This is a genomic window from Xenorhabdus sp. XBWT (assembly GCF_059072735.1).
Map to the genome: position 1 here is coordinate 1,196,748 of NZ_CM180990.1, position 26,482 is coordinate 1,223,229.

Below are 26,482 nucleotides of genomic sequence, written 5' to 3' on the forward strand. Positions count from 1 at the left end.
CCCGTAATAGCTAAACACAATATTGTCAGGATTTAAAAACGTAATAGTAGTAAAAATAGGCAAGCCGATATCATAAATGAATAGACTATAGCTAAATGGATATTTTTATTCCTGTCTTATTATTGACAATAATGATGTATTCGCTGATTTTGTGAGGCACTCCAATGGCAACAACAACTTCCACTCATGATTTAGGGGAGAATTTTACCCCTGAAAATTTACTTCGATTACCAATTCAATATGGAACGCCGCTATGGATTTATGATGGCGATAATATAATTAAACAAATCAGTAAATTAAAGCAGTTTGATGTTATTCGCTTTGCACAAAAAGCGTGTTCCAATACCCATATCCTGCGTTTGATGAAAGAGCAGGGAGTGAAAGTAGATGCCGTGTCATTGGGAGAAATTGAGAGAGCACTTTATGCCGGTTTTCAGCCGGGGCGTAATAAATCTGAAATTGTATTCACTGCGGATGTCATTGATGTGGCAACTCTTAATCGTGTTATTGAGTTGGATATTCCGGTCAATGTTGGCTCTATAGATATGTTGGGGCAGATTGGGAAACGCCAGTCCGGTCATCCGGTCTGGTTACGCATCAATCCCGGATTTGGTCACGGACATAGCCAAAAGACGAATACTGGCGGTGAAAATAGCAAACATGGGATTTGGTATCAGGATCTTCCTTTGGCGATTGAGAAAATTCACGAGTATGGGTTGAAATTAGTGGGTTTGCATATGCATATCGGTTCGGGTGTGGATTATCAGCATCTTGCCAATGTATGTAATGCGATGCTGGAGCAGGTCAAACTGTGCGGTGAGGATATTCAGGCCATTTCGGCAGGAGGCGGGTTATCAATCCCCTATGAAATCGGTGAGGAAGCCGTAGATACTGAACACTATTACAGTCTGTGGCATGAGATTCGTCAGCGTATTAAACAGCATTTGGGGCATCATGTTGAACTTGAGATTGAGCCTGGCCGTTTTTTGGTTGCTGAGTCGGGTATTCTGATGGCGGAAGTGCGGGCGGTAAAATCCATGGGAAGCCGCAATTATGTGCTGGTGGATGCGGGTTTTAATGATTTGATGCGTCCTGCGATGTATGGCAGTTATCACCATATTTCAGTGTTATCTGTAGAATACGATGATAATAATGCAAATTTACAGGAAACAAATCTACAGGAAACATTGGTAGCAGGGCCATTATGTGAGTCTGGTGATGTTTTTACTCAACTGGAAGGAGGAGAAGTTATGCCAAGAATGTTGCCTCAGGTTAATATCGGGGATTATCTGATTTTCCACGATACTGGCGCTTACGGTGCATCAATGTCTTCGAATTATAATAGCCGTCCCTTACTCCCAGAGGTTCTGTTTTCTGAAGGGAAAACTCGCTTGATTCGGCGTCGACAAACAATAGAAGAATTGTTATCGCTGGAGTCTTTTTGAAAAAATACGGGACATTTTATTGCCCCGTATTTTATTCAGGTTATATGTCTTTCTTCTTTCAAGTTGCCGCTTTGCTGGTTGCGCTCACTTACCCCAGTTACCGTTTTTATAAAAATACGGTTCCCTGAGAACTCGCTTTTTACCATCGTACTGCATCTTGAAATCTATCGGGCATTATTTTTGTCAGCATCAGGCTACTTTAGTTTCATGCTGATTTTCAGGCTTTTTTGCTGAATTCGGTACAGCAAATGCATCCGGCTCAAATTCATCAACATTAATTGAACGCAAGCGGCTGTTTTCAGCACGTTTCAGGATATCTGCCTCTTCCTGAGAAATTTTGTGCTCTGCTAATGCTTGTTCGGCTAATTTATCTAGACGGGTAAAACTCAGCTTTTTACCTGCTTCGCGGCTCAAGCGTGCATGGATTGGCTCCGCAGCAATGATATCGAGCAGTGCTTCTTCCAGTAACCCATGGGGATTGTATTCGCTTGGAGTCAGATACTGCCCACGCCCGATCCGGCTACGCGTTGCGGAAGGAGTTTGTAATATCTGAGCCAGTTTATGATCCAGTTTATCGGATGGAGCGGTATGTGAACGACCCAATGGGAAGATAATCACTCGCATTAAACCAGCCACCAAGCGGTTAGGGAAATTGCGCAATAAGTCGCTCATGGCCTGTTCTGCCTGATGTAGACTATCTTCAACTGCCCATTGTACTAATGGCAGATCTTCTGTCGGGCGGCCTTCGTCTTCATAGCGTTTCAGTGTAGCGGAAGCTAAGAAGATTTGACTCAGAATATCTCCCAGACGAGCTGAAATACGTTCACGACGTTTCAGGCTGCCACCCAATACGCCCATTGAAACATCAGAAAGCAGGGCAAGGTTGGCACTTAAGCGATTAATATGCTGGTAATAACGGCGTGTTGCATCATTTACTGGAGAACCACTGGTTCTGCCTTTGGTGATACCAAGCCACAGGCTGCGCAGAGTATTGCTGGCGACATGCCCCAAATGACCAAACAGTGCCTTATCAAAGGCTTTCACATCATTACTTTCTGCCGCCGCAATTTCAGCCAATACATAAGGATGGCAACGGATTGCACCTTGACCGAAGATAATCATACTACGGGTCAGGATATTCGCACCTTCGACGGTGATAGCAATAGGTGCGCCTTGGTAGCTTCGGGCAAGAAAGTTAGATGGCCCAAGACAGATACCTTTACCGCCAGCGATATCCATTGCATCAATGATGGAACGTTGTCCTCTGTGGGTACAGTGGTATTTCACAATAGCAGACAGAACGGCAGGTTTTTCGCCGAGCATGATACCGCTGGTAATCATGGTTGCAGCCGCATCCATCAGGTAAGAGTTACCTGCAATACGTGCCAACGGTTCTTCGATGCCTTCCATTTTTCCGATCGGCAGTTTGAACTGACGACGAATGTAAGAATAAGCACCAATTGCCATAGCAGCACTTTTCAATCCACCTGTTGAGTTTGATGGCAGGGTAATACCACGGCCAACAGACAGACATTCAACCAGCATGCGCCAGCCTTGGCCAGCCATTTTAGGTCCGCCGATGATGTAATCAATAGGAACAAAGATATCCTTACCACGGGTTGGGCCATTCTGGAACGGGATATTCAGCGGGAAATGGCGATGACCAATTTCAACCCCGGGAGTATCAGTTGGAATCAGGGCACAGGTAATACCCAATGATTCGATATCACCCAGCAGATGCTCAGGATCGTACAGCTTAAATGCCAAGCCCAATACGGTAGCGATAGGGGCAAGAGTAATGTAACGCTTATTCCAGTTCAGACGCATACCCAGAACTTGCTCACCTTGCCATTCACCCATACAGACAACGCCTGTATCTGGAATCGCACCAGCATCTGAACCGGCTTCAGGGCTGGTCAGGGCAAAGCAAGGGATTTCTTCGCCGCGGGCAAGACCCGGCAGATAATGTTTTTTCTGCTCATCAGTACCATAGTGTTGCAGCAATTCACCGGGTCCCAAAGAGTTGGGTACACCGACAGTAATTGCCAGAATACCCGAAACACCGGCCAATTTTTGTAGTACCAGAGATTGTGCGTAAGCGGAAAATTCCAGACCACCATATTCTTTTTTGATGATCATGGCGAAGAAGCGCTGTTCTTTCAGATAAGTCCAAAGTTCCGGAGGTAAGTCGGCCAATTCGTGGCTAATTTGAAAATCATTTGCCATGCGGCAGGCTTCTTCTACCGGGCCATCAATAAATGCTTGTTCTTCAGCGGTTAACTGTGGTTTTGGGTAATTATGTAATTTTTGCCAATCAGGATTACCACGAAACAGTTCGCCTTCCCACCAAGTTGTTCCTGCATCAATGGCTTCTTTTTCTGTTGTGGACATGCTTGGCATGACTTTACGGAAAGCTTTTAAGCCGGGTGCAGAGAATAGAGAGATACGTGTTGGTGTAAAGACAAGAGGGAATAGGACAATGGCAAGTGGTAACAGCAACCAGTAACTCCAAAGGCCGGTGATGCCCAGCACTAATGTGTAGGCAGCAAGCAGGAAGCTACTGGTAGTCAGGCTGACTTTGCGGTAACAAAGCCCGCCAATCAAGACTAAAAACAAAATAATGCTGAGGGCGGTCATAGTAAAACTCCTGTAAATCTCAGGTTGACTTGTCAGAGGTCTGACCTGTTGTGATGTCCTTCTGTTTTAGATGAGGAAAATGTATTTATCAATGTTTTTACATCTTAATTACAATCTAGCTCACAAAGTCATTTCAGTTTTGCACGAGATAATTTCACAGAGATGTGATGGTCTTCTTTCAAGGGGGGGAATCCGTTACACTGAGTGACTGATGTTATTAATCCCGAAGACCTTTCAGGAGTATAAGTTTCATGTATCAAGATCTGATCCGTAGTGAGTTATCTGAAGCCGCAGAAACGCTGGCTAAATTCCTTAACGATGATACAAATATTGACGCCATTCAAAAAGCCGCTGTTTTGTTGGCGGATTCGTTCAAAGACGGAGGAAAAGTGCTTTCCTGTGGCAATGGTGGTTCGCATTGTGATGCTATGCATTTTGCAGAAGAACTGACAGGCCGTTACCGAGAAAATCGTCCGGGATACCCTGGTATCGCAATTTCCGATCCCAGCCACTTATCCTGTGTGAGTAATGACTTTGGCTATGATTACGTTTTTTCTCGCTATGTTGAGGCTGTTGGTCAGAAAGGTGATGTGTTATTGGGCATTTCGACATCCGGAAATTCGGGCAATATTATCAAAGCAATAGAAGCCGCTCGTGCCAAAGGCATGAAAGTTATTACTCTGACGGGTAAAAATGGCGGAAAAATGGCAGGAACAGCAGATGTTGAAATTAGAGTACCACATTTTGGGTATGCGGATCGTATTCAGGAAATTCACATTAAAGTGATTCATATTTTGATTCAGTTGATTGAAAAAGAAATGGTAAGAGCCTGATTGTTGTTTGCTAGGAGCAGGTGTTAGGGGTAGGCAATGTGTGAATTACTTGGTATGAGTGCCAATGTACCAACAGATATCGTTTTTAGTCTGAGTGGGCTTATCCAGCGTGGTGGGTATACCGGCCCTCACAAGGATGGTTGGGGAGTTACTTTCTATGAGGGATTGGGATACAGAACTTTTAAAGACCACCAATCTAGTTGTGACTCACCGGTGGCTCAATTTGTGCAGGGCTGCCCGATCAAATCAGAAGTTATTGTGGCGCACATCCGTCAGGCAAATCGAGGCAATGTTTCGCTGGTAAATACACATCCATTTACCCGTGAATTATGGGGAAAATATTGGACTTATGCCCATAATGGGCAATTGAAGGGATATCGTGGTCTGAAAACCGGAAATCTCCGTCCTGTTGGTGAGACAGACAGTGAATGGGCATTTTGCTGGATATTACATCAATTGTCTCTGAAATATCCCAAGCGCCCTTCCAATTGGTCAGCTGTATTTAAGTTTATTGCTTCTCTGGCTGACAAATTGAGGAAAAAAGGTGTTTTCAATATGCTGTTGTCAGATGGGCAGTTTGTCATGGCTTATTGCTCGACTCATTTGCATTGGATCACTCGTCGGGCGCCTTTTGGTTGTGCCAAATTGCTTGATCAGGATGTTGAAATCGATTTTCAGCAGCACACCCAACCGGGGGATGTAGTATCAGTGATTGCTACCCAACCTTTAACCGGAAATGAGACTTGGCATCGTATTGAGCCAGGTAGCTACGCGCTATTTTATCTTGGTGAGCGGGTAGTTTAATACAATCAATTAAAAAGATTATGGATTTTTAGGTTTAGCATTAACAATATATTGCCCGTCTATTACTCTGACACCGGCAGGTATGCCATTCTTGGCAAAGTACTCATAGGCGGGCTGTAATTGTTTCCAAAACGGATAATTGTCGTTATTTTTATACCGCCTCATATTTTGTGGTGTCATTCGGAAAGGATAAATATTGATCTTGATTTCATGCTGTCCATGATAAAATGCATTTTTTGCATATTGATATATTTCATCCATATAACGGTTGGTCATGGCATAGCAACCAATGGATTTACATTCACCATGAATCATTAAGCTATTGCCGGAATATCCTTTGAATTTATCAAATTCATTGGGAAAGCCCAGATTAATAGCTCGGTAATAGCGGCTATTCGGCTTTAACTGTTTAAGGCTAACATGATAAAACCCTTCGGGGCTTTTGAAATCACCAGTCAGTGTTTTGGGACCAAGCCCACCAGAGTAATTACAGATCGGGTAACTTTGAACCAATTGATAACGACCTGCGTTGTTTTTTGTATAAAGTTCAAGAAGTTTCTCTTCTTTGAGTATTTGAATGAAAATCTCGGCACTTATTTGTCTCAATGGTGGTTTATCGGGCGATAACTTAAGCCACGATGAAGGGTTTTGTATTATGATTGTTTGTACTGTGGCAGAAAGTGGAATATGGAATAGTGACAGGATTAATGAAAGAGAAAAAATTATTTTTTTCATAATGTAACCATGTAAAAGAGTAAGGATTGATGAAATATCTGGTTTTAGGAATGTCCTATTTTTACGAAATTTTTTGGTGAAATTTTGAGTAAAAGATAGCAGTGATACCCTACCTCTGTGAAGTTAATTTTTGGTGAAAAATTGCTCTGCTGTAGAAAAAAATGAGGATTCATTTCGTCTTTCTCGAATAGTTAACGATTTAGCAGAGAAATTATTCCTATTTGCTTGAGCTATGTCACTTGATTAATCAGACAGCCTGTGGGGGAGATGTTAGAATTACCGCCGGCGAAAATTAAGAGAAAATTGTAACGATTATCGGAGTGAATAACTTGAGGCATATGTCGCTCAAGAAGTTTTTAATTACTGAAGTCGCTATGCATTACCTGAGGAAATACCCAAGGGATACCGCAGGGTAATCTGTAGCATATGATTTAACTGATAAATTTGTGCAAATCTTATGATTAAAATTAAAAAAGGACTCAACCTCCCGATAGCAGGATCTCCTGCGCAAGTTATAGAAGACGGTCCGACGATTCGCCATGTCGCTTTGCTGGGCGAAGAATATGTTGGAATGCGTCCTTCTATGCTGGTTAAGGAAGGTGAGCATGTCAAAAAAGGTCAAACTCTTTTTGAAGATAAGAAGAATCCAGGGGTTGTTTTCACTAGTCCCGCAAGCGGGAAAGTAGTAACCATCGGGCGTGGTGAACGCCGTGTTCTACAATCTGTAGTGATTGAAATGAATGGTGATGAGAAAGTGATGTTTGATCGTTATGATCGTGCGGAACTTGCTGATCTGAGCCGTGAACAGGTAGAAAAAAATCTGCTTGTATCAGGATTATGGACAGCATTGCGTACACGTCCTTTCAGTCGTTCCCCTGTTCCCGGTTCCACACCAAAGGCAATCTTCGTTACGGCAATGGATACTCAGCCTTTGTCTGCTGATCCATTGGTCGTTATTGCAACTCAGGAAGAGGCTTTTGTTGATGGCCTGAATATTCTGTCAAAATTGACAGAAGGAAAAGTCCACGTCTGCCATGGCGCTGGAAATATTCCAAGCTCAGGAAACAACGCTCAAATCACATATAACCAATTTGTTGGGCCACATCCGGCAGGGCTGGTTGGTACCCATATCCATTTCATTGAACCTGTCAGTGCACATAAAACGGTATGGCATTTGGGCTATCAGGATGTCATTGCTATCGGTAAGTTGTTTACAACAGGTGAGCTTTATACTGATCGCGTAATATCTCTGGCGGGGCCTCAAGTTAAAACACCGCGTTTGATGCGTACTCAATTGGGTGCTGATTTGCTTGAGTTAACGCAAGATCAGCTGAAAGAGGGTGAAAACCGTATTGTTTCTGGTTCTGTGCTCTGCGGTACAAAATCAGATGACATTTGTCATTATCTTGGTCGTTTCCATACTCTGGTTTCAGTGCTTGCTGAAGGCCGTGAAAAAGAGTTATTCGGTTGGATTGCACCAGGGGCTAATAAGTTCTCCATTACTCGTACCACAATTGGTCATTTCCTGAAAAAGAAACGTTTTGCTTTCTCAACCACGACAAATGGCGGGGAACGTTCCATGGTGCCAATTGGCAACTATGAGCGGGTAATGCCACTGGACATTATGGCAACTCACCTATTGCGTGACTTGCTTGCAGGCGATACTGATGGTTCTCAGGCGCTGGGTTGTCTGGAGTTGGATGAGGAAGATTTGGCATTGTGTACCTATGTTTGCCCCGGCAAATATGAGTACGGTCCGGTATTGCGTGACGTACTGACTAAGATTGAGCTGGAAGGGTAATTCATGGGCCTGAAAAATTTATTTGAAAAAGTAGAACCCCACTTTGAGGCCGGTGGCAAGCTGGAGAAATATTATCCTCTCTATGAGGCAGTGAGCACCGTTTTCTATACGCCGGGAACAGTGACAAAAGGGAATTCCCACGTTCGTGATGCTATTGATCTCAAACGTATGATGATTCTGGTATGGCTATCTGTTTTCCCTGTAATGTTTTGGGGGATGTATAACGTTGGGAATCAGGCCATACCTGCCCTGACTCACTTATACAACGGAGATGCTTTACAGCAGATCCTGGCTTCTGATTGGCACTATGTGCTTGCTCAGTATCTTGGTGCATCATTAACACCAGATGCAGGGTGGAGCAGTAAAATGTTGCTGGGCGCAACTTACTTTCTGCCAATTTATGCTGTTGTTTTTGTGGTGGGTGGTTTCTGGGAAGTCCTGTTCGCCATTATCCGCAAACATGAAATCAACGAAGGTTTCTTTGTCAGTTCCATCCTGTTTGCACTGATTGTTCCGCCAACACTGCCATTATGGCAGGCTGCTTTGGGAATTACTTTCGGTGTTGTGGTTGCGAAGGAAATCTTCGGCGGTACTGGTCGAAACTTCCTTAACCCTGCACTGGCTGGTCGTGCTTTCCTGTTCTTTGCTTATCCAGCTCAGATTTCAGGTGATTTGGTTTGGACTGCGGCTGACGGCTTCTCTGGTGCAACTCCTTTGTCCCAATGGGCAACTGCGGGCAGCCACGGTCTGGTAAATACCATCACTGGTCAGCCTGTGACATGGATGGATGCTTTCCTTGGTAACATTCCCGGCTCAATTGGTGAAGTCTCAACACTGATGATCTTCATCGGTGGTGCCATTATTCTGTTTGCCCGTGTCGCTTCATGGCGCATCGTTGCTGGTGTGATGCTCGGTATGATTGCAACGTCTTATCTGTTCAACGTGATTGGTTCTGACACTAACCCAATGTTTGCTATGCCGTGGGAGTGGCATCTGGTTCTGGGTGGTTTCGCTTTCGGTATGATCTTTATGGCGACTGACCCGGTATCCGCTGCATTTACAGATAAAGGAAAATGGGCATACGGTATTCTGATTGGTGTTATGTGTGTTTTGATCAGGGTAGTCAACCCAGCTTATCCAGAAGGGATGATGTTGGCGATTCTGTTCGCTAACCTGTTCGCGCCACTGTTCGATTATCTGGTCGTACAGGCCAATATTAAGCGGAGAAAAGCCCGTGGCTAATGATAAACCAAAAAATAATGACAGCATTGGCAGAACGTTTATCGTTGTTTTTGTACTGTGCCTTGTATGTTCGATTATAGTTGCAGGGTCAGCCGTAGGTTTGAAAGCGCAGCAGCAGGAACAGAAGCTGCTGGATAAGCAGCGCAATATTCTGGATGTGGCAGGTTTGCTGAAACCCGGCATGACGGGTACGGAAATCAAAGCAACCTATGACAACCGTATCCAGCCTGAATTGCTTGATTTAAAAACAGCAACGCTGGAAAAAGGTGATGGTAATTTTGATTTGAGTAATGCTCTGCGTAGTGATGAAACCAGTATCGCTTTATCATCAGAGCAGGATCTGGCAAAAATTCGTCGCCGCGCCAATATGGCAGAGATCTACCTGGTCAAAAGTGAAAATGGCAAAACAACAGAACTGGTTCTGCCAATATACGGTTCAGGTCTATGGTCAATGATGTATGCCTTCATTTCCATTGATGTAGACGGTGTTACATCCCACGGTATTACTTACTACTCTCATGGTGAAACCCCGGGTTTGGGTGGCGAAGTTGATAACCCGCAATGGCGCAAGCAGTGGGTAGGTAAAAAACTCTATAACCCGCAAGGTGCGCCGGCACTGAAAATCGTTCGTGGCGGAGCAGGTGATAACCCTTACGGTGTAGATGGTCTGTCCGGCGCGACCCTGACTTCTAACGGTGTTCAGCATATGTTTGATTTCTGGCTGGGTGATAACGGTTTTGGCCCGTTCCTGAAAAAAGTACGTGAGGGAGCCTTGAAAGATGGCTGATAGTAAAGAGATAAAACGCGTTCTTCTTGGGCCGCTGTTTGATAATAACCCAATTGCATTGCAGGTTTTGGGCGTGTGTTCAGCATTGGCTGTAACGACCAAACTGGAAACTGCATTGGTTATGACCATCGCTGTAACCTTGGTTACTGCATTTTCTAACTTTTTCATTTCATTGATTCGTAACTATATTCCCGGCAGTGTGCGAATCATTGTACAGATGGCGATCATTGCATCACTGGTTATCGTGGTCGACCAGATTTTGCAGGCCTATGCCTATGAAATTTCTAAACAGCTATCAGTGTTTGTTGGTCTTATCATCACGAACTGTATCGTAATGGGACGTGCTGAAGCTTATGCCATGAAGTCACCTCCTGTTGAAAGTTTCATGGATGGCATCGGCAACGGCTTAGGCTACGGCGTTATTCTGGTTCTGGTTGGTTTCCTGCGTGAACTGTTTGGTTCAGGCAAGTTGTTCGGCGTTACCGTACTGGAATCTGTCAAAAATGGCGGCTGGTATCAGCCAAATGGTCTGTTTCTGTTGGCACCGAGTGCATTCTTCATTATTGGTATGCTGATTTGGGGTCTGCGGACTCTGAAACCTGCGCAGGTTGAGAAGGAGTAACAAACAAAATGGAACATTATATTAGTTTGTTTGTCCGCGCAGTCTTTATCGAGAATATGGCGTTATCTTTTTTTCTCGGTATGTGTACGTTTCTGGCGGTATCAAAGAACGTTAAAACAGCATTTGGCCTGGGTGTTGCTGTAACCGTTGTATTGGGAATTTCCGTTCCTGCCAATAATCTTGTCTACAATCTGGTACTCCGTGATGGGGCACTGATGGATGGGGTGGATTTAAGCTTCCTTAACTTCATCACTTTTATCGGAGTAATTGCTGCACTGGTACAGATCCTGGAAATGATCTTAGACCGTTATGTTCCGGCACTTTACAACGCGTTGGGAATTTTCCTGCCGTTGATTACAGTGAACTGTGCAATCTTCGGTGGCGTTTCTTTCATGGCGCAGCGTGACTATAACTTCAGTGAATCCATCGTATATGGTTTCGGTTCAGGCATGGGCTGGATGCTGGCGATTGTTCTGATGGCTGCTATCCGTGAAAAACTGAAATATGCGGATGTTCCGGCAGGTCTGAAAGGGTTGGGGATTACCTTTGTCACCACCGGTTTGATGGCATTGGGCTTTATGTCCTTCTCCGGTGTGCAGCTCTAAAGGTGAGAAGAATTCATGGATATAATTATTCTAGGCGTAGTAATGTTTACCCTGATAGTGTTGGTACTGACGGCATTGATTTTGTTCGCAAAATCTAAGTTAGTGAACACCGGGGATATTAAAGTTGAAGTCAACGGCGATGAGGATAAGAGTTTCTCTGCCCCCGCCGGCGACAAATTATTGAACATGCTTTCCAATCAGGGAATTTTCGTTTCCTCTGCGTGTGGCGGCGGTGGTTCTTGTGGTCAGTGCCGTGTGAAAATTAAGGAAGGTGGTGGTGATATCCTGCCAACTGAACTTTCCCACATCAATAAGCGTGAAGCAAAAGAAGGTTGCCGTTTGGCATGCCAGGTCAACGTTAAGCAAGATCTGAAAATCGAATTGCCAGAAGATATTTTCGGTGTCAAGAAATGGGAATGTGAAGTTATCTCCAACGATAACAAAGCGACTTTCATTAAAGAACTGAAGCTGAAAGTGCCTGATGGGGAAGTGGTTCCATTCCGAGCAGGTGGTTACATTCAGATTGAATGTCCGCCACACGTTGCCCGTTATTCTGACTATGACGTACCAGAGGAATACCGTGAAGATTGGGATAAATTCAATCTGTTCCGTTATGTCTCTGAAGTCAAGGAGCCAACAGTTCGTGCATATTCAATGGCGAACTATCCGGAAGAGCACGGTATTATCATGCTGAACGTGCGTATTGCAACTCCACCACCAAGAAACCCAGATGTTACACCGGGCATTATGTCCTCTTATATTTGGTCACTGAAAGCGGGTGATAAGGTAACGATTTCCGGCCCATTCGGTGAATTCTTTGCGAAAGACACTGATGCAGAAATGATCTTCATCGGTGGTGGTGCAGGTATGGCACCAATGCGTTCCCACATTTTTGACCAGCTAAATCGTTTAAGCTCCAAGCGTAAGATCTCTTTCTGGTATGGTGCACGTTCTAAGCGTGAGATGTTCTATACCGAAGATTTCGACCAACTGGCAGCAGAAAACGAGAACTTCACATGGAATGTGGCATTGTCTGATGCTTTGCCGGAAGATAATTGGGATGGTTACACAGGCTTCATTCATAACGTCCTGTATGAGAATTACCTGAAAGATCATCCGGCACCAGAAGACTGTGAATTCTACATGTGTGGGCCTCCGGTCATGAATGCTGCGGTAATCAAAATGTTGAAAGACCTCGGTGTAGAAGATGAAAACATCATGCTGGATGATTTCGGCGGCTGATGGTTGTATACCCAATGGATTCCAAGCTGCAACTTAAAAGACGGCGGGTATATACATTGATTTAACGACAAGCGCCCACATTTGTGGGCGCTGACGATTCAGAAAGAGTAAGTTATGTTGAGTAAAAAAATGATCAACTGGGGAGCATTGTTGTTTGCGGTTATGCTGCTGGCAGCATGTGGTGGCCCTGAACAACAAAATCTTAATGGGCAGACGATGGGGACTTATTATTCCGTTAAATATGTCGCTGATTCATCTGTCCCTGCTCCGGAAAACCTGCAAAAAGAGATTGATCGGCTACTGGAAGAAGTAAATGACCAGATGTCTACATACCGGCCAAATTCTGAATTGAGTCGTTTTAATCAAAGCCGCGAAGTGAATAAACCTTTTCCTGTGTCTTCCGCTACGGCGAAAGTCGTTAAAGAAGCTATTCGAATCAATAAACTGACAGAAGGTGCGTTGGATGTCACTGTTGGCCCATTGGTCAATCTGTGGGGATTCGGGCCGGAAGGACGAATAACCAAAGCACCAACAGATGAGGAATTAGCAACTCGCCGTGTATGGACGGGTATCGGGAACTTGTCTGTTGAAGGTAATAATCTGATTAAAGCTATTCCTGAACTTTACGTCGATCTTTCTTCTATTGCCAAAGGTTATGGTGTTGATGCTATAGCGGAGTATCTGGAATCCCAGAACATCAGAAATTACATGGTTGATATTGGTGGAGAAGTTCGTACATTGGGTAACAATGGTAAAGGAAATCCGTGGCGGATAGCGATTGAAAAACCATCGGATACAGGCATGGCACAGAGCGCTCAGGAAATTATTGAGCCAGGCAATATGTCTGTTGCAACATCAGGTGATTACCGGAATTATTTTGAACAGAATGGAGTGCGTTATTCTCACACCATTAATCCTAAAACGAGCAGACCAATCACACATAATCTGGTTTCAATTACCGTGATTGCACCGACATGCATGAGCGCAGATGGCTTCTCGACGGGCTTGGATGTATTAGGGCCGGAAAAAGGAATGGAATTGGCTGAGAAGTTGAACATTCCTGTTTTTATGATTGTGAAAACCAAAGATGGTTTTGAAGAGCGCTATAGTGCTGCTTTTAAGTCATACTTACAGAAAAAATGAGATAGGGGAAAGTTATGGAAGTCTTTATCGCCACTTTTATCTTTTTCCTGCTGGCTTTTGCAGGAATGGCGCTGGGCTATATCTTTAAACGTAAGAGCATTCAAGGAAGCTGTGGTGGTCTGGGAAGCATTGGTGTAGAAAAAGTTTGTGATTGCCCTGAACCCTGTGATGCCCGTAAAAAGCGTGAGGCAAGGGAAGCTGCGCGTAATGCTCAGTTGGAAAGGAACCGCATTCTTTGATCAGATTTTGTGTTAAAAATCTTGTAGTAACTCATCATCGCGAACCTCAGCTTTGTTTAAGAAGAGACAGTTCAGGGCACCGTAAATTTAAACTCGGCTTTTTCGGTTGGAAAGTGTAAGCAATTAATCCTGACACCACCTTTAATAAAAAGCCGGGCACACTACAGTGTCTATCAAAATATAAGGTTACTTAGAAGCCAATTGGCTCTGAGTAGGAGGCGTTTTACAATTATTGCAGACCACATGGGTTGCTTAAAAGGTAAAACGCCTGAAGTATTTGTCGAGAAAACGAGAATTTAAAAGCCAAAATCAGAGATCTCGTATATTCAGCATCTTGTCAGCTTCGATCAATTGTTGTTTTCTCGGTGTCATTGCAGAGGCAGAGTGGTTTTTTGCCAAGAATGTATAGACTGTCGGCAATACAAATAAGGTAAAAAATGTTCCCACCAACATACCAGATACAATCACTAACCCAATACCAAAACGGCTATTTGCACCAGCACCACTAGCAAACAACAGTGGAATTAAGCCGATCACCATTGCTGCCGTCGTCATCAATACTGGACGAAGACGGATTTTTGCCGCCTTTAAGATCGCTGAATGCTTATCTATTCCTTCAATTTCCTGTAACTTATTGGCAAATTCCACCATTAAGATACCATGCTTACTAATAAGCCCTATTAACGTTACCAACCCAATTTGAGTATAAATATTAAGCGTAATATATCCCATAGCTAATGGTATCAGAGCACCACAAATAGACAGTGGTACAGTGATCAAGATAATCAAGGGATCAATAAGGCTTTCATATTGAGCAGCCAGTACTAAATAAATGATAATTAAGGCAGCTAAAAAAGCAAAAACCAGTGCATGACCTTCCTGTTTATATTGACGGGAGTCAGATTGCCAATCATAGCTAAATCCTGCTGGTAAATTATTCAGTGTTCCCTCAAGGAAAGTCACAGCTTGCCCTAAGGTTACGCCTGGTGCTGGAATAGCTTGAAAAATTGCCGCATTCTGCTGATTGAACTGAGTCAATTTATTTGGCTCAACTTTCGTTGAAATTGTGACCACTGTAGAAAGTGGGATCATCTCTTGTTTTTCGGTCCTTACAAAATGATTTGCTAAGGCTTCTGGTGCTAATCGTTGACTACGTATACTTTGTGGAATCACGTCATATGAACGGCCGTTCATCCCGAATCTGTTAATATAGTTTTCTCCAACCAACAAGGCTAATGATTCACCGATATCTTGCATTCTAATTCCCAAGCTATTGGCTTTAGCACGATCAACCCGTATTTGCACGACTGGGTTGTTATAATTCAGATCGCTGTCTACAACGACAAATAACCCGCTTTCACGCGCTTGCTGTTTAATTTCTTCCATTGTTTGGTATAGGATGGGATAATTCTGCAAACTACGCAGTACCATCTGGATGGGTAGCCCTCCAGTGGAGCCTGGTAATGGTGGAAGCTGGAATATAAAAATACTACTTCCTTCTACATCGTTCACTGCCATTTGCAATTGTGCTTGAATATCCGAGGCCGAACGATTACGTTGACTCCATTCTGTCAAGTTCACTCCACTAAAACTTGAAGAAACCCCATCAGTTCCATTAATAATCCATGTACCGACCATCTCTGGAACTTCATTAAATACTTGGTCAAGTTTATGAGCAAATCGCTCTACATAATCCAAATTAGCATGTTGTGGTGACTTAATTGCGGCCAGCACACCAGCCTGATCTTCCACTGGTGCTAATTCCTGACGCGCTTGCTTATAAAGTAAAGGCAAACTTATAACGACTAATAAAGCAAATATGCCTGTTACCCAGCGATGACGCAAAGAAATATTAAGTAAACGAAAATAATAGTGAGCTAATTTATCAAAAAATGCCTCAGCAGCCTGTGCCATTTTTCCTTCTTGCTGTTTCGGCTGTAATAAAAAAGAACTCATGACTGGTGATAAAGTCAGAGCCACTATACCTGATACGATAACAGCACCTGCCAGTGTTAAAGCAAATTCTTTAAATAAAGCTCCTGTCAATCCTGACATTAAACCAATCGGTGCATAAACTGCAGCAAGAGTGATTGTCATTGCAATCACAGGACCTGCTACTTCTCTTGCTCCAGTTAAGGCTGCTGCAACAGGCGACATTCCTCCTTCAATATGACGATGTACGTTTTCAACGACTACAATCGCATCATCGACCACAAGTCCAATTGCCAGAACCATCGCCAATAGCGTCAATAAATTAATACTGAAACCAAATAGCAGCATTAACCCTGCTGCTCCTAACATTGACAAAGGAATAGCAACAATCGGAATAAGTACACTGCGCAATGACCCGAGGCAGAGGTAGATCACTGTCATAACAATAATTAATGCTTCTAACAGAGTATTAGTAACTTCATCAATCGAAGCTTTAATAAAGTGAGAGGTTTCAAATGCTAAGTCAACCTTAACTCCCGGAGGAAGCGTTTTTTGGATATCAGGCAACAAACGTTTAATACCATCAACAATAATAAGTGGGTTACCCGTTGGTGTTGAAAATAACCCTAAATGTACAGCAGCTTTACCATTCAACATTGCGCTGGTTTCAGTTGCTGCCGAACCCAGTTCTACTGTGCCAACATTCTTGAGGCGAACTAACCCATTGCCATCATTGCGGATAACTAGATCACGGAACTCCTCAACATTAGTGAGATCGGTATTAACATGTACATTTGAAACAACATATTCTCCTTTCACTTTACCAGGCGCGGCTTGATAATTATTTTGCCTCACCGCTGCTGCAACATCCGCTGCAGTCAATCCACGCCCAGCAAGGCGATCCGCATCCAGCCATAGGCGCATAGAAAGTTGTTGTCCACCCATTACTTGCACTTTTGAGACACCTTCAATGGAAGAAAACATAGGTTCAACCACTCTTGAAAGGTAATCCGTCACAGCCGATACCGGTAAGGTATCACTGGAAAATGCAACATAAGCGACAGCCGTTGATTCCCCTGATGACAATTCAATAACAGGGTCATAAGCCTGTTTTGGCAACTTATATCTGACCTGATTCACTTTTGCCATCACCTGTGTCAAGGCTTGGGTCGAATCGCGATTAAGTTCCATACGTATGGTCACGATACTTCTACCTTGTACCGAAGAAGAAGATAGATAATCTACTCCTTCTACAGAAGAAACTGCCTGTGAAATAGGTTGAGTTACAAATCCTTGCATTAAGTCGGATGAAGCTCCCGGATATTCCGTTGTGACAGTAATTGTTGAACTTTCTAATTGTGGGTATTGCCGAATGGAAAGTTTACTCAGAGCAAACAGCCCCAATAACAGGATCAATGTACTAACTACCAGAGCAAGCACTGGTCGGCGAACAAAAAGATCGGTAAATGTCATTTTTCCGCCTCCATTAAGAGTCCGTTACAGATGATTTCGCGATATTTAATGTGTCATCAGCAACTGCGACCACTTGTGCGCCATCATTTAATTTCAATTGGCCTGATGTCACAACGAGCTCTCTCTGGGCCAACCCCTTTTTGATTTCTACCATACCATTCCAGCGTTGTCCGACTTCAACAGAAACCCGCTTTACTATCATTGGTTGTTGTTCTGCCGTTTTTACAGATTTTTCCGCGTCTTGTTTTGTACTTTGAACCACAAAAACAGTATCCCCATAAGCAGTATAGGTCACAGCCGTTTCCGGTATTGTCAAAACTGGAATATTATTTTGACGCATAACTTGTATATTGGCGTACATTCCTGCTTTAAGTTTTCCATCAAGATTATTCAGAATTGCTTGTACTTGTACAGTACGGGATTTACCAATCAAGGGATCAATGGCACTTATCTTACCGGGGAAATTTTCGTTTGGATAAGCATCTGCCTGTACATTCACTATCTGCCCAATCAGTAGTTCAGGGCTTGCCTGTTCATCTAACGAAAAGTTCAGTTTAAGATGTTTTGCATCCACTAAATTGGCAATAGAATTACCCGCATGCAGAAACTCTCCTATATGAACCTGTCGAATTCCCATGACTCCCGAAAAGGGTGCCCGAATTGCTTTCTGGGCAATGAGTGCTTCAGTCTGACGAATAGCAGCCAAGGCCATATCGCGCTCTGCCAGAGCATTATCCAATTCAGCAGCAGCAGCAACCTTGTTGGTAAATAACTTGCTGGTACGTTGATATAACCTGTCAGCATTTTTCCACTGAGCCTGTAAACGGACAAGTTCAGCCTGCTCAACCGAATCGTTAATTTGCACCAATAACTGATCTTTCTGCACATATTGACCAGACTGGAACTCAATACTAATGACTCTGCCACTGGTTTCTGACGCCAAGTGTACTTGCCTATCAGCTTCAAGCTCGCCGACACCATATAATGTTCTAGGGAGATTCGTTTCTTTTACTTCAGCCAAAGCTACCTTTACAGGTGGGTAGGTCATATATCCTGATTCATTATTAGCAGAACTATTTAGTCTATAAACGAAAACTCCAACTACAAGCAATAAAGAAATTCCTAGGCTAACAACGATTTTTTTTCCTATCATTTATATCAACCTTTTCATTATGTGAAATATTTTCTTACGTTTTGAGGTTTTCTCAAATAATTCGTAATTTCTGTATTTCTATTGCCAACAATCTCCAATAATAGTGATATGTTTAAGTACGAAGTAGAATGCTTTTTTCCGATTGACATACATAACAAATATACATTATAAAACCTTAAGTTAACTTGAGGTCAAGAGAGATGAGTAAAAATAAAGACATTGGTTGTAATAGGATGTTGACGATTGGAGAAGTGTCAAAACGTAGCGGAATTGCGATATCAGCAATCCATTTTTATGAATCGAAAGGGTTAATCAGAAGTTCACGTAATCAAGGTAATCAACGCCGTTTCCCTTCAATTGTGTTACGTTATATTGCAATTATCAAGGCTGCGCAATGTACTGGCATCCAATTGAAAGATATACATAAAATATTTAATCAGTTCCCACCTAATAATAAATTGACATCAGAGCAATGGTTAATGTTTTCTTCACAGTTACAGCATATATTAGATCAGCGTATTAAGAAATTAATCCGAATGCGTGATAATTTAGGTAGTTGTATCGGATGTGGATGTCTTTCACTGACAGATTGTCCTTTGCATAATCCTAATGATATTTTGGGAAAAGCAGGAGCTGGAGCAAGAATTTTAGAAGATGATTAAAAATAATTTCCATCTTATTTATCATCATTTTGTTACTTTTGTTACTTTTGTTACTTTTGTTACTTTTGTTACTTTTGTTACTTTTGTTACTTTTGTTAGCCATATATATCTAAGCATTTTTCAATGCTTTTAATATGTTATAATAACTAAACTAACGTAATTTACATTTAATAAAAAACAATTAAGCTGTGGGTATAATTATCCGCGCAGCTTAATTTGTCATTAAGTTTATTAGTACAATATACTGCGATTATTATATTAATTCATAAGACAGTGTCTGCTCTCTACGTATATAACGTATAATTTCTCAGTTATATCCTCTCATACTTGTAAATTTCTATTTGTTCCTTAAAGCTGAGATATAAGCTTTTTTAGCTGTACTTTAATGACTGTTATTAAAGCCAGAGAAATTATTACTGCGTTCATGATCAAAAACTGCAATATATTCCTTAAGGCCACCGAAATAAAAGAGAACACGGGGTGGGGTACCATGTCGATTTGTTCCGAATATCCAGGATTTCACCTGAGAAAAGACGGTATGATTTGCCAATTGTTCGCAATGTTTTGACCACTCTGAAAGTGTTTTAGGTGTCACTTCAATAACTGTCTTTTGATGACTTTCAGACCACGAAATAATATCACCGATAAAATTTACCTGTACTTCAATGCCTACTGCAAGATTAGAAAATATTCCCTGAGGGCCAAGGAGAGTGAAGAAATTTGGAAAGCCCGGAGTAAAAACACCTAAATAAGCCGCAGGATTTTCTCCCCATGTATCAAGGAGAGTACCTTTATTACGTCCAGCTACTTTAAAATTCCGGTAAGCACCTTCAACTGCTTCAAATCCTGTAGCAAAAATAAGAATATCAATTTCATGTTCAACGCCATCAGCGGTAAGAAGACCTTTTTCTGTTGCCTGAACTATTTGTGTATCTAACAAGCTGACTAATTCCACATTAGGTTGATTATAAACTTCATAGTATCCATCCACCGATACAGGTCGTTTAGCGTAGTATTCTGTTGGTGTAAGACGGCGTGCCGTATCAGGATCTTTAACAATATCTTTGAGCTTTTTGGCTATAAACTCACAGGCTGCGCGGTTGGAATCCAGATTGACAGCAAGATCATTGAAAGTCCCAAACATAAAACCGAATCCCCCACCTTCATTCCAGGCACGTTCAAAGACAGTCTTCTGCTCGTCTAAGGAGACATCAACCGCCCCTACATTGGGTTCGTCGAAACCACATGCCAGACGGGTTTCCCGCCATTCTTTCCATATTTCTTCAAAATTTGAGAAATATTTTTCCACTTCATTTTTTGTCAAGCGACGTTGTCCCGCCGGGACAATATATTGGGCTGACCGCTGAAACACAGTCAGATGGGATGCAACCTGACTGGCTGCAACGATAAGCTGTGCTCCCGTTGAGCCGGTCCCTAATACCCCGACACGGAGCCCATCCATTTTCAGGTTATCTGGCCAACGTGCAGTATGTACAATCTGCCCTTTAAATTTATCAAGATCTTTGATTTTTGGAAGAACGGGTTCAGATAATACACCAACAGCACTTACCAGATATCGACTTGTAACAATATCTCCATCGGTAGTTTTAATCTGCCAGATATTTTTGGCCTCATCATAGATAGCTTCGCTGACACCTGTTTCAAAACGGAACAGGTGAAAGATATTGTTCCGGCTTGCAACATTCTCCAAATAATCCCGCATCTGTTCACCAGTTTGATATCGAGCATATATATCCCAATTTGGCGAAACCTCTCTATCAAAGGAGTAGCGATAAGCAAAGCCATCGGTATCTGCCTGAACACCAGGATAACGATTCCAATACCAAGTACCGCCGACATTTTTACCTTTTTCAAGACCAAGTACTTTTAATCCCAACTCGTTATGAATTTTGTGGGCTGCAAAAAGACCAGAAAGACCTGCACCGATGACAATAGCATCGAATTGGGGAAGAGAAGATTGTTCACTCATTTCAGAACTCCAGTTCTATAGATTCATTTATGGGTTATTATTATTGAAATAACAGAGTCAATCCGAATACATCTTTTTTGTTTCAGCTTTGTAATGGGTTGTTGTGGTGATAAGTTCTTGAACACGCTCTTGTTGATTCAGAGCCTGACTAGCAAGTTCACGCAAGTTCATTTCCCGGTTTGCCATTACAATTCTGGATATCGCAGGTATGCGTATATGCTCATATTTCGTTATTGCAGATTTGAAGTCAGGGGTTTCATATATAGCAGAGGCAAGGACCTCGGCATCGATGATAGATTGAGTTGCCCCATTTGCACCGATTGGGAACATGGGATGGGCAGCATCACCTATTAGAACACACTGGTTGTGGCTCCATTTATCCAGTGGGTTTCTGTCTACCATCGCGGTTCGCATCAGTGTTTTACTTGTGGTTATTAATGTTTGGAGATTTAACCAGTCAAAATGCCACTCTTTAATGAGGTCAAGCAGGAAATCTGTCGCCTGGAAGCAATTGACTGTTATATCAAATGGCTTATCAAGTGACATAGGAACAAGGATAACCCAATTAATAAGGCTCTCCCCACGTAGATCATGAGATTTGGAAACAGGATATGCAATGAGACGAACCCCTTCTTCACTATTCGCGATAATCATTGTTCGGCCATCCAGAAACTTTGGCATGGGAGTAATTCCCCGCCATAACATCATATTACCGGAATTGAGTTGCATAGAATCTGTAAATAAGTTTTGTCGAACTACCGAATGTATGCCATCAGCGCCCACGATAAGGTTTTTTTCCCACTCTGTTTTATGTAAAACATCAGTAAAAAACTTCGTGCCAAAGTTAAAGGTTGCTCTTGTTTTAGCTATAGAAAATATTAGGTTAAGCAGTTTGGAACGAGATATAGACATCTGAGGAGTATCAAAACCCGCTTCTATCCCCCTTGCTTCTTCGAAAAGAAGATTTCCTAAATGGTCAACATAGCGGTGTGCTCTGGTTTGTATCCCACAAGAATCCAACTTTTCAGCAAGTCCCAAACGATATAAGACTGATATTGCTTCAGGTTGAATATTCAAGCCAAACCCATCTTCAGAAAACCTCATCCGCTGTTCATAAATGTCACATTCTATGCCAGATAAAGAAAGCAGGGCAGCAAGAGTTACCCCTCCGATTCCAGCACCAACAATGACGACTTTACCCTCACAATCAGTTATCGCTGCCATAGTAACTAACCTCTTTTGAATCAATTGGCTAATGCCAAACAGTCAATTTTTCTGGATTACGCATAACCCAGATATTTTTAATCCGTCCTTCTTGTATATAGGTAGAGATCACAGTAACAGTATGACCCGCCACTTTGCCGACAAGCCCTGGCTCACCATTAACATACTCTTCTTCGATCTGAAGGTTATGTTGGCGTTCGAATGCTGAGAGGAAAAAATTGATAATTGTATCCCGGCCAAACAGTGGTTCGGTAGCTGCGCTGGTAAGGCCTCCACTATCAGTAATGGCACAGGCTCTTTCATCTAAAACTGCGACCAGCTCCCTAATATTGCCTGTGAGCCATGCAGAGCGGAAAGCACTATTAACACGCCGATGCTCCTCTGAAGAGTACGCAAAATGACATTCCTGATTGACTCGCTTTCGTCCAGATGAAGCCAATTGACGACATGCTTGTGGTGTTCTATTAACAATCTCACTGATTTCGCCAAAAGAATATTGGAAGACATCATGGAGAATAAAACTGACACGTTCAGCAGGAGTCATTTTGTCCAAGACTATCATCAACGCCATAGAAACCGAATCTTCCAAAATAAGATCATCAACAGGATCGGTTGTTTCAGATGATTCAACAGCAGATACCCAACACTCGTATTGTGAGACAGGTTCAGGCAACCAATCACCGATATAGATTTCACGTTTTGACTTGGCCGACTTAAGTTGATCAAAACAAATCCGTGTGAGTGTTGTTCGTTGCCAGGCTATAGGGGATACAATTTGTTCGCGTTCTGTTTGAGTAAGTCTGTGCCACCGTAGATAGGTCTCCTGTACAGCATCTTCAGCATCTGGAATAGTGCCCAAAAATCTATATGCCAGCGATTCAAGTTTGGAGCGATTGGAATAAACTTGAGCCGGATTTTCTTCCTTAAATTTATTCATTTGTTTCTTCTTACTCATTCTATTTTTCTTAACTCAATACTGAGGAAAATAATTTAAACTTAAATAAGTTTCCATAATAGTGATATTTTACAGCCCAGTACATCGCTTAGGACTGTAAACTACCATTTTGAAACGCTATCTAGATATCGCTATCTTTTGATCTTATAACAAAAGTAAATAATATTGATGTTAAATTACTTTTCTTAGGAACAAGGAAAGAGTTTTGTAAATAATACAGAAACTAATAAGTCATTAATTATTCCCACAGTGTATACAATAAAATATCCTGTATGTATATATGAAGTACTAACAATTTATTAGCCTCTTTCAAAAAGTGTTCTAAACTTTAATGACGATAATTAGTGTAAAAATGTCAGTTTCCAAACTTAAAAATAAATATTTTTTCGAATGGCCTGACATATTGTACTACTGAATCGTCTTTGTACTAGATCTAACAAGGTACAAGTTAGTAAATCTCTGCCTGCAAAAAGCTGGCATAATTATTACGCATTAAGGAGAACTATAATGTCTGAAGTTACATTCATCAATATCATTGAAGTCGATCCAAGTAAGCAAGCTGAAGTCATCAAGCTGTTGCAAGAGGGAACAGATAAGGTTATTAGTAAGCGGCCAGGCTTCATTTCAGTTACCTTGTTAGCAAGCAAGGATGGTAGCCGAATTGTAAATATTGCGAAATGGAAAAGCATTGCAGATGTTCAGGCAACTCAGGCTGACCCGGCATCAGCAGAATACGCAAAACGTACCATGGCGCTTGCTAAGGCTAATCCGGGGATTTATGACATTGTTGGGCATTATTCTGATTGAATCTGGGTTGTATTCCCTGACTCTAATGCCTAATACCTGTCAATTCATCGGGCAGATAAATAATAGGCTAATTCACTGAGAATAAATAGAAAAGATATGAAAAACACACTGGGATCTGGTTTTAATCAGATCCCAGCGTTTGAATACACTTTATTTATTATAGAGTAATGAAAATAAATAATTGTCGGTGAGTTCACATAATAAGTGCAACACTGTAATGAACGAAGTAAATGAGTGGCTATTCCTTTAAATAGCTCATTCGGTGTTTTGTAATCTCGTGTTTTACGAGGGCGATTATTTAATCGGTTTAAAACAAAATTGATTTCTGGCTCAGTTAATTTTCTAATATTAATTACTTTTATAAAATAAGTCACCTTTGTAAAATATTGTCTGATTAACCCATTAGTATTCTTATTAATACCTCTTTCCCAAGGGAAGTAAGGGAACAAAGTAAGTATTTGTTTTTAAAATTTTTCTGGTAATTTTATGTTCTGCGGATTCTTTCTAGCTGCCCATTGCTATAGTTTGTGTTTCGTTTTCCTTTTTCTTAATCCACTTGCATGTCAGCGTATCGTTCAGTGTTTGGTGAATTTGATGCAATAATCTCTCCGTTACCTCCCAACTAATACAACCATCAGTAACAGAAACGCCATACTCCATCTCACTGAGAAGTTGGTTTGGTGGCTGATTCCCTTCATTAAGATTACTTTCAATCATTAAACCAATGATGGCACTATTTCCATTGCATACTTGTGAGACAACAGATTCTACTACGATAGGTTGATAACAGTAATTTTTATGTGAGTTACCATGACTACAGTCCACGATAATTGCAGGTTTAAGCCCGGCATTCATCATCTCACTTTCACACTTAGCAATATCAGCCGGACTATAATTAGGTATTACGCCACCGCGTAGAACAATATGTCCGTTTGGGTTCCCTTTTGTTTGTAATAAGCAAGCTAATCCTGTTTGACTAATACTGATAAAATGATGGGGCATTGCAGCTGCACGTATCGCATTAATTGCAGATGATAAACATCCATTGGTGCTGTTTTTAAAACCAACAGGCATAGATAGACTTGACGCGACTTCACGGTGGGTTTGAGATTCCGATGTACGAGCCCCAATCGCTGACCAACTAAATATATCTTCTAAGTACGGAGGATTATTCGGATCAAGTACTTCCGTCGCCAACGGTAAACCCAATTTTGCCAATTCAACTGATAGAGAACGTGCAACTTTTAGACCTTTTTCAATGTTAAATGAGTTATTCATATCAGGATCATTAATTAACCCTTTCCACCCAACAGTTGTGCGCGGTTTCTCAAAATAGACCCGCATGACAAGATAGAGCCTATCACTCACTTGATCTGATAGTGCTTTGAGATGACGGGCATACTCAATAGCTGCTTTTGGATCATGTATTGAGCAAGGCCCACATATTACTAATAAGCGAGGATCGCGGCCTGTAATAATATCTATAATCGTTTTTCTAAAATGATCTATCTCAGCTTTTTGTTGGACAGGAAGGGGGAATTCCGCTTTAAGTTGCTCTGGTGTTATTATGATATGTTCATTATTATTCATTTTATCTTCACCTTTTTGTATTATCGTGATCCTGTTTTAATGTGATTTAATCATTATCCTATTGTATTTTTTAAATAAAGAGATTGATTTTATTATTTACAAATAAGTTATTTCCTGATGTAGAACTGATACTATTCATTCTGATTTAAATCAAGGGGATGTCATTCATTTATTTTATATCGTATTTTTTATTGCGTATGATAATTAAATAAATTTTCCTAATATTTAGTGTTTATAACCTTGTCCGGTGTCACGCAAGAAAAGGTTTATTCTATTGTTTTGAGATGCTATTTAACAATGTAATCATCAACAAAATCTTTTATAATATCTTTCCAAGAAATTTAATTAACTCACCTTAAAATTAATAATAGCGATTATTATGTGAATCCAAGAAATCACTATATTTAAGGTAAATCCCATGCCAATAAACAGGTAAATGCTGTAACTTACACAATAAGAATCTATTTTTTCAGGTGTTTTTCACTATAACTCTCTAGAGAAAACAATAGATGGAAATAAATAGCAATAATAATGAAAATAAATTAAACGTAATCAATACCA

Annotated in this window: 21 protein-coding genes and 2 pseudogenes; 13 read left to right on the forward strand and 10 right to left on the reverse strand. The window is 41.6% G+C overall.

The features are described from left to right. Positions 1-164 precede the first annotated feature (164 nt). On the forward strand, positions 165-1,445 hold the full coding sequence (gene lysA, locus AC5JQI_RS05420) for a diaminopimelate decarboxylase (protein ID WP_493913975.1): 1,281 nt from the start codon (positions 165-167) through the stop codon (positions 1,443-1,445). 189 nt (positions 1,446-1,634) lie between these two features. Here the strand turns inward: lysA and fadE are convergent, their stop codons facing one another. Beyond that, positions 1,635-4,082 carry an acyl-CoA dehydrogenase FadE gene (fadE, locus tag AC5JQI_RS05425; protein WP_493913976.1) on the reverse strand — a complete coding sequence of 816 codons (2,448 nt, stop codon included), beginning with the start codon at positions 4,080-4,082 and terminating at the stop codon, positions 1,635-1,637. Positions 4,083-4,333: 251 nt separating this feature from the next. Between fadE and lpcA the strand changes: the two genes are divergently transcribed. Beyond that, positions 4,334-4,915 carry a D-sedoheptulose 7-phosphate isomerase gene (gene lpcA / locus AC5JQI_RS05430; RefSeq protein WP_493913977.1) on the forward strand — a complete coding sequence of 194 codons (582 nt, stop codon included), beginning with the start codon at positions 4,334-4,336 and terminating at the stop codon, positions 4,913-4,915. 36 nt (positions 4,916-4,951) lie between these two features. After that, entirely contained in the window at positions 4,952-5,719 is a 768-nt protein-coding gene (locus tag AC5JQI_RS05435) for a class II glutamine amidotransferase (RefSeq protein ID WP_493913978.1), read from the forward strand. 18 nt (positions 5,720-5,737) lie between these two features. On the opposite strand, the gene AC5JQI_RS05440 is transcribed toward AC5JQI_RS05435, so the two are convergent. After that, on the reverse strand, positions 5,738-6,454 hold the full coding sequence (locus AC5JQI_RS05440) for a L,D-transpeptidase family protein (RefSeq protein WP_493913979.1): 717 nt from the start codon (positions 6,452-6,454) through the stop codon (positions 5,738-5,740). Between the two features lie 457 nt (positions 6,455-6,911). Here AC5JQI_RS05440 and AC5JQI_RS05445 point away from each other — a divergent pair, with 457 nt between their 5' ends. The 8 genes from AC5JQI_RS05445 (at position 6,912) to nqrM (ending at position 14,135) form a co-directional block, all read left to right on the forward strand. After that, positions 6,912-8,255 carry a Na(+)-translocating NADH-quinone reductase subunit A gene (locus tag AC5JQI_RS05445; protein ID WP_493913980.1) on the forward strand — a complete coding sequence of 448 codons (1,344 nt, stop codon included), beginning with the start codon at positions 6,912-6,914 and terminating at the stop codon, positions 8,253-8,255. A 3-nt stretch (positions 8,256-8,258) separates the two neighbouring features. Next, the gene (locus AC5JQI_RS05450; protein ID WP_237386133.1) at positions 8,259-9,497 is read left to right on the forward strand and encodes an NADH:ubiquinone reductase (Na(+)-transporting) subunit B; all 1,239 of its coding nucleotides are present in this window, start codon (positions 8,259-8,261) and stop codon (positions 9,495-9,497) included. Then, the gene (locus AC5JQI_RS05455; RefSeq protein WP_493913981.1) at positions 9,490-10,284 is read left to right on the forward strand and encodes a Na(+)-translocating NADH-quinone reductase subunit C; all 795 of its coding nucleotides are present in this window, start codon (positions 9,490-9,492) and stop codon (positions 10,282-10,284) included. The genes AC5JQI_RS05450 and AC5JQI_RS05455 overlap by 8 nt, the downstream gene beginning before the upstream one ends. Beyond that, positions 10,277-10,906, forward strand: a complete 630-nt coding sequence (locus tag AC5JQI_RS05460; RefSeq protein WP_493913982.1) for an NADH:ubiquinone reductase (Na(+)-transporting) subunit D — start codon at positions 10,277-10,279, stop codon at positions 10,904-10,906. Before AC5JQI_RS05455 ends, AC5JQI_RS05460 begins: the two co-directional genes overlap by 8 nt. Before the next feature lie 8 nt (positions 10,907-10,914). Then, positions 10,915-11,511: an NADH:ubiquinone reductase (Na(+)-transporting) subunit E gene (nqrE, locus tag AC5JQI_RS05465; RefSeq protein WP_010846626.1), complete on the forward strand. Its 597-nt coding sequence runs from the start codon at positions 10,915-10,917 to the stop codon at positions 11,509-11,511. A 15-nt stretch (positions 11,512-11,526) separates the two neighbouring features. Then, a complete protein-coding gene (nqrF, locus tag AC5JQI_RS05470) occupies positions 11,527-12,753 on the forward strand; it encodes an NADH:ubiquinone reductase (Na(+)-transporting) subunit F (RefSeq protein WP_493913983.1) in 1,227 nt (408 codons plus the stop codon). 114 nt (positions 12,754-12,867) lie between these two features. Continuing rightward, positions 12,868-13,896 carry an FAD:protein FMN transferase gene (locus AC5JQI_RS05475; RefSeq protein WP_493913984.1) on the forward strand — a complete coding sequence of 343 codons (1,029 nt, stop codon included), beginning with the start codon at positions 12,868-12,870 and terminating at the stop codon, positions 13,894-13,896. A gap of 14 nt (positions 13,897-13,910) precedes the next feature. Next, a complete protein-coding gene (gene nqrM / locus AC5JQI_RS05480; protein WP_237386128.1) occupies positions 13,911-14,135 on the forward strand; it encodes a (Na+)-NQR maturation NqrM in 225 nt (74 codons plus the stop codon). A 46-nt stretch (positions 14,136-14,181) separates the two neighbouring features. Here nqrM and AC5JQI_RS05485 read toward each other — a convergent pair. The 3 genes and pseudogenes from AC5JQI_RS05485 to AC5JQI_RS05495 all read right to left on the reverse strand — a co-directional run. After that, a pseudogene (locus tag AC5JQI_RS05485) lies at positions 14,182-14,307 on the reverse strand (IS982 family transposase); the annotation flags it as partial. A 137-nt stretch (positions 14,308-14,444) separates the two neighbouring features. Further along, positions 14,445-17,540, reverse strand: coding sequence for a MexW/MexI family multidrug efflux RND transporter permease subunit (locus tag AC5JQI_RS05490; RefSeq protein WP_493913985.1), 3,096 nt, complete (start codon positions 17,538-17,540; stop codon positions 14,445-14,447). A gap of 13 nt (positions 17,541-17,553) precedes the next feature. Then, positions 17,554-18,690, reverse strand: coding sequence for an efflux RND transporter periplasmic adaptor subunit (locus AC5JQI_RS05495; protein ID WP_493914625.1), 1,137 nt, complete (start codon positions 18,688-18,690; stop codon positions 17,554-17,556). A 203-nt stretch (positions 18,691-18,893) separates the two neighbouring features. On the opposite strand from AC5JQI_RS05495, the gene soxR reads away from it, so the two are divergent. Continuing rightward, complete coding sequence (gene soxR, locus AC5JQI_RS05500; protein WP_493913986.1) at positions 18,894-19,355, forward strand: redox-sensitive transcriptional activator SoxR; 462 nt, start codon at positions 18,894-18,896, stop codon at positions 19,353-19,355. Between the two features lie 382 nt (positions 19,356-19,737). Here the strand turns inward: soxR and AC5JQI_RS05505 are convergent, their stop codons facing one another. Genes AC5JQI_RS05505 through sigJ form a run of 3 tightly spaced genes read right to left on the reverse strand, consistent with a single transcriptional unit; the run spans position 19,738 to position 23,506 of the window. Further along, the gene (locus tag AC5JQI_RS05505) at positions 19,738-21,345 is read right to left on the reverse strand and encodes a flavin-containing monooxygenase (protein ID WP_493913987.1); all 1,608 of its coding nucleotides are present in this window, start codon (positions 21,343-21,345) and stop codon (positions 19,738-19,740) included. A 57-nt stretch (positions 21,346-21,402) separates the two neighbouring features. After that, positions 21,403-22,569 (reverse strand): FAD-dependent monooxygenase, encoded by a 1,167-nt coding sequence (locus AC5JQI_RS05510; RefSeq protein ID WP_493913988.1) that lies wholly within the window; start codon positions 22,567-22,569, stop codon positions 21,403-21,405. 28 nt (positions 22,570-22,597) lie between these two features. After that, the gene (gene sigJ / locus AC5JQI_RS05515; protein ID WP_493913989.1) at positions 22,598-23,506 is read right to left on the reverse strand and encodes an RNA polymerase sigma factor SigJ; all 909 of its coding nucleotides are present in this window, start codon (positions 23,504-23,506) and stop codon (positions 22,598-22,600) included. A gap of 525 nt (positions 23,507-24,031) precedes the next feature. On the opposite strand from sigJ, the gene AC5JQI_RS05520 reads away from it, so the two are divergent. Next, entirely contained in the window at positions 24,032-24,331 is a 300-nt protein-coding gene (locus AC5JQI_RS05520; RefSeq protein WP_237386121.1) for an antibiotic biosynthesis monooxygenase family protein, read from the forward strand. A 224-nt stretch (positions 24,332-24,555) separates the two neighbouring features. Here the strand turns inward: AC5JQI_RS05520 and AC5JQI_RS05525 are convergent. Together AC5JQI_RS05525 and AC5JQI_RS05530 are read right to left on the reverse strand one after the other, a co-directional pair. After that, positions 24,556-24,832 (reverse strand): annotated as a pseudogene (locus AC5JQI_RS05525) (transposase); the annotation flags it as partial. Positions 24,833-24,835: 3 nt separating this feature from the next. Further along, positions 24,836-25,921 (reverse strand): 3-deoxy-7-phosphoheptulonate synthase, encoded by a 1,086-nt coding sequence (locus tag AC5JQI_RS05530; RefSeq protein ID WP_493913990.1) that lies wholly within the window; start codon positions 25,919-25,921, stop codon positions 24,836-24,838. Between the last annotated feature and the right edge of the window lie 561 nt (positions 25,922-26,482).

Bases quoted from the DNA above. Each gene is read 5' to 3' on its own strand.
- nqrF (WP_493913983.1), top strand. From the start codon at position 11,527: ATGGATATAATTATTCTAGGCGTAGTAATGTTTACCCTGATAGTGTTG.
- AC5JQI_RS05505 (WP_493913987.1), bottom strand. From the start codon at position 21,345: ATGAGTGAACAATCTTCTCTTCCCCAATTCGATGCTATTGTCATCGGT.
- AC5JQI_RS05510 (WP_493913988.1), bottom strand. From the start codon at position 22,569: ATGGCAGCGATAACTGATTGTGAGGGTAAAGTCGTCATTGTTGGTGCT.
- nqrM (WP_237386128.1), top strand. From the start codon at position 13,911: ATGGAAGTCTTTATCGCCACTTTTATCTTTTTCCTGCTGGCTTTTGCA.
- AC5JQI_RS05490 (WP_493913985.1), bottom strand. From the start codon at position 17,540: ATGACATTTACCGATCTTTTTGTTCGCCGACCAGTGCTTGCTCTGGTA.
- AC5JQI_RS05445 (WP_493913980.1), top strand. From the start codon at position 6,912: ATGATTAAAATTAAAAAAGGACTCAACCTCCCGATAGCAGGATCTCCT.
- AC5JQI_RS05440 (WP_493913979.1), bottom strand. From the start codon at position 6,454: ATGAAAAAAATAATTTTTTCTCTTTCATTAATCCTGTCACTATTCCAT.
- AC5JQI_RS05475 (WP_493913984.1), top strand. From the start codon at position 12,868: ATGTTGAGTAAAAAAATGATCAACTGGGGAGCATTGTTGTTTGCGGTT.
- lysA (WP_493913975.1), top strand. From the start codon at position 165: ATGGCAACAACAACTTCCACTCATGATTTAGGGGAGAATTTTACCCCT.
- soxR (WP_493913986.1), top strand. From the start codon at position 18,894: ATGAGTAAAAATAAAGACATTGGTTGTAATAGGATGTTGACGATTGGA.
- AC5JQI_RS05450 (WP_237386133.1), top strand. From the start codon at position 8,259: ATGGGCCTGAAAAATTTATTTGAAAAAGTAGAACCCCACTTTGAGGCC.
- fadE (WP_493913976.1), bottom strand. From the start codon at position 4,082: ATGACCGCCCTCAGCATTATTTTGTTTTTAGTCTTGATTGGCGGGCTT.
- AC5JQI_RS05530 (WP_493913990.1), bottom strand. From the start codon at position 25,921: ATGAATAATAATGAACATATCATAATAACACCAGAGCAACTTAAAGCG.
- AC5JQI_RS05460 (WP_493913982.1), top strand. From the start codon at position 10,277: ATGGCTGATAGTAAAGAGATAAAACGCGTTCTTCTTGGGCCGCTGTTT.
- nqrE (WP_010846626.1), top strand. From the start codon at position 10,915: ATGGAACATTATATTAGTTTGTTTGTCCGCGCAGTCTTTATCGAGAAT.
- AC5JQI_RS05520 (WP_237386121.1), top strand. From the start codon at position 24,032: ATGTCTGAAGTTACATTCATCAATATCATTGAAGTCGATCCAAGTAAG.
- lpcA (WP_493913977.1), top strand. From the start codon at position 4,334: ATGTATCAAGATCTGATCCGTAGTGAGTTATCTGAAGCCGCAGAAACG.
- AC5JQI_RS05435 (WP_493913978.1), top strand. From the start codon at position 4,952: ATGTGTGAATTACTTGGTATGAGTGCCAATGTACCAACAGATATCGTT.
- sigJ (WP_493913989.1), bottom strand. From the start codon at position 23,506: ATGAATAAATTTAAGGAAGAAAATCCGGCTCAAGTTTATTCCAATCGC.